We start from the raw sequence: 6,506 nt of genomic DNA, 5'->3' as shown, positions 1-6,506 counted from the left end.
TGCATATCACACATGCGTTGCTACACGATGTAGCGAACTTAGCATGTGATCATTTCCTGCCTCGTCAGTTTGACTGACTACCTATGATGTATCATAGGATTTTTTTATAAAAACTCGAATTAACAGGTACGTTTTGTCTTGTTTAGTTTTCAAAGATCATCTTCGTTATCGCTCAGAGGCGACTTTCTTAATATAACATTTGAGCATCGTGTGCGTCAAGTGTTTTTCCAAATTTCTTTTTGTCCGCTTTTCTTTCAAAGCAACTCGGTTGCTCATTAGCGACGTTTAATAATATACCATCATAATATTCATACGTCAATATCTTTTTTAACAAAATATCCTCGATGATAGATTTTTTGCCCCTTCGTCTCAATTGGCTCTACTAGCACAATTCCTTTTTCCACAAAGAAATCAATCATCACACTAAGATCAGGTGTGAAATGTTTGAGATCAGGATGTGCAAGAAGCTCGCCAAACAGCCAAATATCCTGCTGTTCCATGACATGACGCAAATGAGCCGCACCAATTTCTGCTTTTGAATGAATCAAGAAATCATTCGCTAGGAATAAAAGTTCTAACCGTTTATGAAGACTTTCGTGGCTTTCAATCAACTCTGAATAAAGTTTATATACTTCCGGCTCCATATGACGTACTTGGTTCCAAACGGTCACTTCTGGGTGGAAGCCTTTATCAATCACTTCAATACGCGCCAGATGATGCAGGGCATGCACAATGGAATTATATGCATCGAGGAATTGATTTGATTCAAAAAATGCTTTTCCTTCTATATATCTGCGAATGAGCTTGCCATATTCTAAACCAATTTTGAGCTTACGGTTAGAAAACGGGAATGTACTCAGTTCATCAATCAAGTTGAAAATATATTCATTTCGATCAAACAGGACTTTTCCGTTTAAAATCCAATCAATAATCCGCCTGTTGGTACCTAAGGTAATCCATTCCTTCAGCTGATCATCTGTGACAACATTTAAAGAAGCTGTCTGGTGATCGGATTCATAGTGCTTAATAAATAAAGGTTCTTCCGCATCCTTTACGATGACTAGAAGCGCTGCATCAAAGTTATCCGTCTCAGAAGATACTTTATGCCTTCTTTCTACTATAATCACAGCTAATGTATCTGGATGACTTGCTCTCTCTTGATAAATAGGACGGAGAAGATTTTCCATAGTGATTCCTCCAATACTCGGGTGTAAGGTTCTTCTCTAATGCTATGTATTTCTCCTCATAGAATCAAAATTCCTTCAATACATGAAAAAAGATCGTTGAATCATTATAAGCAATTTATTCACAAAACTCTATAACTAATTCAAACAGAAAGGTAAAATGTGCTATATTGGAGATAAGGGGGACTAGGGATGACGAAATACTCCAGTAAGATTAATAAAATCAGAACATTTGCACTTAGTTTGGTTTTTGTTGGTTTTTTGATCATGTATATCGGTGTGTTCTTCAAGGAATCGGTCTGGCTGTCGACCTTCTTTATGCTACTCGGCGTGTTATCGATTGGATTGAGTACAGCCGTTTACTTTTGGATCGGTATGCTTTCTACGAAGGCAGTCCGTGTCGTATGTCCAGGCTGTGAGAAGGAAACAAAAGTGCTTGGGCGGGTGGACATGTGCATGCATTGCAGAGAGCCACTTACACTCGATCCAGCATTAGAAGGCAAAGAGTTTGATGAATCCTACAATCGAAAAAAGTCATAAAAATAAGCTGACCATTCAACTGGTCAGCTTTTTCATCAATGATTTTCTTTTTTTGCACATTCTTGACAAGTGCCATAGATCTCCAAGCGATGATGACTTACTGTAAAACCTGTCACATGGGATGCAAGCTGTTCTACTTCATCAAGGCCAGGATAGTGAAAGTCAACGATCTTTCCGCAGTTTTCACAAATCGCATGGTAATGGTCAGATGTCGCAAAATCAAATCGGCTTGAGGAATCCCCATACGTTAATTCTTTTACTAATCCAGATTCCCGGAAGACTCGTAAATTGTTGTAAACCGTTGCTACACTCATATTAGGAAATTTTCCTTCAAGTGCCTTATATATATCGTCCGCGGTTGGGTGTGTCATAGAATTTACGAGAAACTCCAAGATGGCATGGCGCTGCGGAGTAATTCGAACACCGGTTTCTTTTAGAGCATCTAAAGCGTCTTTTAGTTCGTGAGCAGCCATTTCATCATGCACCTCTCTTTTCAAAAATATTCTTATATTATAATCTTTATAAATAGTGTACCCCCAGAGCCGAAACTTTGTCAATTACAATCCTCTTTTTTACCTATTCTTCTATACAAAAAAGACCGGCACGACTGCCGATCTCATCTCGTCAACATATTAAGCGTGAGCTTTCAGTTCCTCAAGCGCTTCTTCCACATGATCTTTCACCTTTACTTTACGCCACTCTTTCACAAGCTTTCCTTCTTTATTAATAAGAAACGTTGAGCGTTCAATTCCCATGTATTCCTTACCAAAGTTCTTTTTCAGCTTCCATACACCGAAAGCTTCAGACAATTTTTGTTCGTCATCTACAAGAAGCAGGAAAGGTAAGTCATGTTTTTCTTTAAACTTTTGGTGCTTGTCTTGACCGTCTGGGCTTACGCCGATGATCACAGCATCTAATTCCGCAAAGCTTTGATGGCGGTCACGGAAATCACAAGCTTCCGTTGTGCACCCCGGCGTCATATCTTTTGGATAAAAATAAAGGACAATGTGTTTCCCTTTAAAATCAGAGAGCTTTACTTTCTCTCCATTATCACCAAGTAATTCAATATCAGGTACTTGCTGCCCCACTTCGATTGTCATGATACAATCCCTCCAACCTATTTTTTCATTAGCCTATCCAATTTCGAGAAGATATTCAACTAAGGACGCTTGCATCGGCATGTTAAAATAATGATAGACGACGTGATACGTTGAGATAGGAGGCTATTTATGAAATTCACCGAATCAGAAAAATTACATCAAGAGGCGCTGGAGCATATTGTTGGAGGGGTTAACAGCCCATCTCGTTCATATAAAGCAGTGGGCGGCGGGTCACCTGTTGCAATGGAAAAAGGCGAAGGCGCTTATTTTTGGGATGTTGACGGAAACCGTTATATCGACTATTTGGCAGCATACGGTCCAATTATTACGGGACATGCTCATCCTCATATTACAAAAGCCATCACGAAAGCAGCCGAGACAGGTGTCCTTTACGGAACACCAACGAAACATGAAGTCACTTTTGCTAAGATGCTGAAGGAAGCGATGCCTGCTTTGGACAAAGTTCGTTTTGTCAATTCAGGTACAGAAGCTGTGATGACGACAATCCGTGTCGCTCGCGCTTATACAGGCAGAACAAAGATCATTAAGTTTGCCGGATGTTACCACGGTCATTCTGATCTTGTGCTAGTTGCGGCCGGCTCTGGACCTTCCACTTTAGGAACACCAGATTCAGCGGGCGTGCCTAAAAGTATTGCCAATGAAGTCATTACCGTTCCATTCAACGATATAGACAGCTACAAAGAAGCATTAGACCGCTGGGGTGATGAAGTAGCAGCTGTTCTTGTTGAGCCAATTGTCGGCAACTTTGGCATCGTAGAGCCTAAAGACGGTTTCCTGCAGCAGGTGAATGACCTGACTCATGAAAAAGGGGCTCTAGTCATCTATGATGAAGTCATTACAGCTTTCCGCTTTATGTATGGTGGTGCACAGGACTTGCTTCAAGTAAAACCTGACCTCACTGCATTAGGTAAAATTATCGGCGGCGGTCTTCCAATCGGCGCTTACGGCGGCAAAAAAGAAATTATGGAGCAAGTCGCCCCGCTTGGACCAGCCTACCAAGCTGGTACGATGGCAGGTAATCCCGCCTCCATCCTTTCTGGTATTGCATGCTTGGAAGTGTTAAAACAAGACGGGGTCTACGAACGTCTTGATCAACTCGGGGCCATGTTAGAAGAGGGAATTTTAGCCCACGCAAAAAAACATCAAGTAGATATTACAGTGAATCGCTTAAAAGGTGCTCTCACCATTTATTTTACAAAGGAAACGATTGTGAACTACGAGCAGGCTGAAAATACGGATGGTGAAATGTTCGCCCGTTTCTTTAAATTCATGCTCGCACAAGGTATTAACCTCGCTCCTTCTAAATATGAAGCGTGGTTCTTAACCATTGCACATACTGAAAATGATATTTCTGAAACGCTCAAAGCAGTAGATCATGCGTTTGAACAACTGAAACAATCATAATGAAGAGAAAAACAGACGTAAATTCATGCGTCTGTTTTTTTATTTACCAGCTCTTGATTGTCAAAAGCGAGTGAATCTGTTACATTTTTTCTCAATACCTTCTTTTGATGTTTTCATGAACTTTCAAAAATCACTTGAATATTTCGGAAGACCGCTGTATATTACTTAGTTGTTTCATCAAAATATTTATGATATATGACAAGTGGTCATCTATTATCGAAAAGAAAGGAATGCAGGGACAAAACCAATGAAACTTGGAGCCCGTATTTTAAAAACTGGTATTGCCATTGTACTCGCGCTTTACCTGGCAACATGGCTTGGGTTGCCGACACCCGTCTTCGCGGGAATTGCAGCTGTATTTGCTATCCAGCCATCTATTTATCGATCATTTTTAACGATTGTTGATCAAGTGCAAGCCAATATTATTGGAGCAGCACTTGCCATTACGTTCGGTCTGCTTTTTGGCACAGGACCCGTCATCATCGGTTTAACTGCCGTCATGGTCATTGCGATTAATTTAAAGCTGAAGATTGAACACACGATTCCGATTGCACTCGTAACCGTCATCGCGATTTTAGAAAGTGCAGGGGATCATTTCCTTTCCTTTGCCTTAATTCGAACAGCAACTGTGGTGTTAGGCGTACTTTCTTCATTTTTAGTGAATTTGATTTTCCTGCCGCCAAAGTATGAAACAAAGCTTGTTCATCACATTATGGAAAATACGGAGGAGATTTTAAAATGGATCCGTCTGAGCTCCAGACAGTCAACTGATCATTCCACTTTAAAGGATGACATCGATCAAATAAAAGAACGCATGATCAAATTAGATCACATTTACTTGTTATACAAAGAAGAACGAAGCTATTTAAAGAAAACAACTTATGTCAAATCTAGAAAGCTTGTTTTATTCAGACAGGCAATCATGACGTCTAATCGAGCGCTGTACTTGCTGAAAAAGCTTCATAAGTTAGAAAATGAGATTCATTTGATGCCAGAGCATTTCAGAGAGAGCTTAACAGATGAGATTGATTATTTACTTTATTGGCATGAACGTACCTTGATGAAGTTTGTTGGAAAAATGAAACCGCAGGACGATGATTTTCAGAATGAATGCTCTCTTCGTCTTGAAGCATTAACGAAATCATTTATTCAGCACCAGCAAAATCAAGAAAACGACTTGCTGGATTACAATATGCTGAATGTGATGTCGAGTATTATTGAATACCGTGATGAATTGGAGCATCTAGATACTTTGATTACAAGCTTCCAAACATATCACCCAAAAGATAGTGAGATTGAGACAGAAGAAAAAGAAGCTTAAATAGAAAAGACCGATTCTTAGAATCGGTCTTATTTTATTTTCTTCATTTTAGGATCAAGGGTGTCTCTTAATCCATCTCCCATCAAGTTAAAGCCAAGAACCGTCAGCATGATCGCAATCCCCGGGAAAAATAAAGTCCATGGCGCTTGTACGAGATAAGGTCTCGCATCTGCAAGCATTTTCCCCCACTCTGGGCTTGGCGCTTGTGCACCTAATCCTAAAAATCCTAAAGCCGCCGCTTCAATAATGGCAGTACCAATCGCAAGCGTCGCTTGAACGATGACCGGCACCATACTATTTGGCAGAATGTGACGAAGAACGATGCGGCGGTGTGACATCCCGACTGCCTTTGCTGCTAAAACATATTCTTCTTGCTTAATGCTCAGCACCTTTGAACGAACCAGCCGCCCAAAAGTCGGGACGTTAATAATCGCTATGGCAATAAGGGCATTTTGTAAGGAAGGGCCTAAGATGGAAACGATCGCAATCGCTAATAGAATGCTAGGAAAAGCGAGTAAAATATCAAATAGTCTTGAGATGACAGCATCCAGCAATCTGCCGCCGTAACCTGCCATCAATCCAAGCAATGTCCCTAAAATAACCGACCCGAGAACGGAGAAGAAACCCACCCATAATGAAATCCGAGCTCCATGCACGACTCTAGAAAATATGTCTCTCCCGAAATCATCCGTACCAAACCAATGTGCAGCCGAAGGGGCACTAAATCGTTCGCCTAGTGACTGCTCGTTGATTCCATAAGGAGCAATGAGCGGTGCAAAGATTGCTAGGATCAGAAATAAAAAGACAATCACAGTGCCAATGACCGCCAGCTTGTGCTGAAAGAACAGTTTCATCGATTCAAGAATCAGTGATTGAGAGCGTTCTTCCTTTTGTTCAGGTGCTTGAAGCTCTTTTTGCGCTTCCATGTCGTCACTC

General features: G+C 40.8%; 7 protein-coding genes. 3 read left to right on the top strand and 4 right to left on the bottom strand.

Annotated features, from left to right (window positions below; translation table 11 throughout):
- Positions 1–308: 308 nt before the first annotated feature.
- The gene (locus ACNO7B_RS04285; protein ID WP_025206981.1) at positions 309–1,187 is read right to left on the bottom strand and encodes a nucleotidyltransferase-like protein; all 879 of its coding nucleotides are present in this window, start codon (positions 1,185–1,187) and stop codon (positions 309–311) included.
- 189 nt (positions 1,188–1,376) lie between these two features.
- On the opposite strand from ACNO7B_RS04285, the gene ACNO7B_RS04280 reads away from it, so the two are divergent.
- Positions 1,377–1,724 carry a YgzB family protein gene (locus ACNO7B_RS04280; RefSeq protein WP_417901233.1) on the top strand — a complete coding sequence of 116 codons (348 nt, stop codon included), beginning with the start codon at positions 1,377–1,379 and terminating at the stop codon, positions 1,722–1,724.
- A 35-nt stretch (positions 1,725–1,759) separates the two neighbouring features.
- Here the strand turns inward: ACNO7B_RS04280 and perR are convergent, their stop codons facing one another.
- Positions 1,760–2,197 (bottom strand): peroxide-responsive transcriptional repressor PerR, encoded by a 438-nt coding sequence (gene perR, locus ACNO7B_RS04275; RefSeq protein WP_003217782.1) that lies wholly within the window; start codon positions 2,195–2,197, stop codon positions 1,760–1,762.
- 159 nt (positions 2,198–2,356) lie between these two features.
- Positions 2,357–2,824 (bottom strand): thioredoxin-dependent thiol peroxidase, encoded by a 468-nt coding sequence (gene bcp / locus ACNO7B_RS04270; RefSeq protein WP_007496746.1) that lies wholly within the window; start codon positions 2,822–2,824, stop codon positions 2,357–2,359.
- A 129-nt stretch (positions 2,825–2,953) separates the two neighbouring features.
- On the opposite strand from bcp, the gene ACNO7B_RS04265 reads away from it, so the two are divergent.
- Both ACNO7B_RS04265 and ACNO7B_RS04260 read left to right on the top strand, forming a co-directional pair.
- A complete protein-coding gene (locus ACNO7B_RS04265; protein ID WP_007496744.1) occupies positions 2,954–4,249 on the top strand; it encodes a glutamate-1-semialdehyde 2,1-aminomutase in 1,296 nt (431 codons plus the stop codon).
- A 247-nt stretch (positions 4,250–4,496) separates the two neighbouring features.
- Complete coding sequence (locus ACNO7B_RS04260; protein WP_025206980.1) at positions 4,497–5,570, top strand: FUSC family protein; 1,074 nt, start codon at positions 4,497–4,499, stop codon at positions 5,568–5,570.
- 29 nt (positions 5,571–5,599) lie between these two features.
- Here ACNO7B_RS04260 and ACNO7B_RS04255 read toward each other — a convergent pair whose 3' ends face one another.
- Positions 5,600–6,496, bottom strand: a complete 897-nt coding sequence (locus ACNO7B_RS04255) for an ABC transporter permease (protein WP_008341942.1) — start codon at positions 6,494–6,496, stop codon at positions 5,600–5,602.
- Positions 6,497–6,506 lie beyond the last annotated feature (10 nt).

The organism is Bacillus sp. AK25, from assembly GCF_048270685.1.
In the GTDB taxonomy this organism is placed as follows: domain Bacteria; phylum Bacillota; class Bacilli; order Bacillales; family Bacillaceae; genus Bacillus; species Bacillus altitudinis.
The sequence above is the reverse complement of the archived record's forward strand: the minus strand, read 5'-3'. Positions and strand labels throughout refer to the sequence as shown.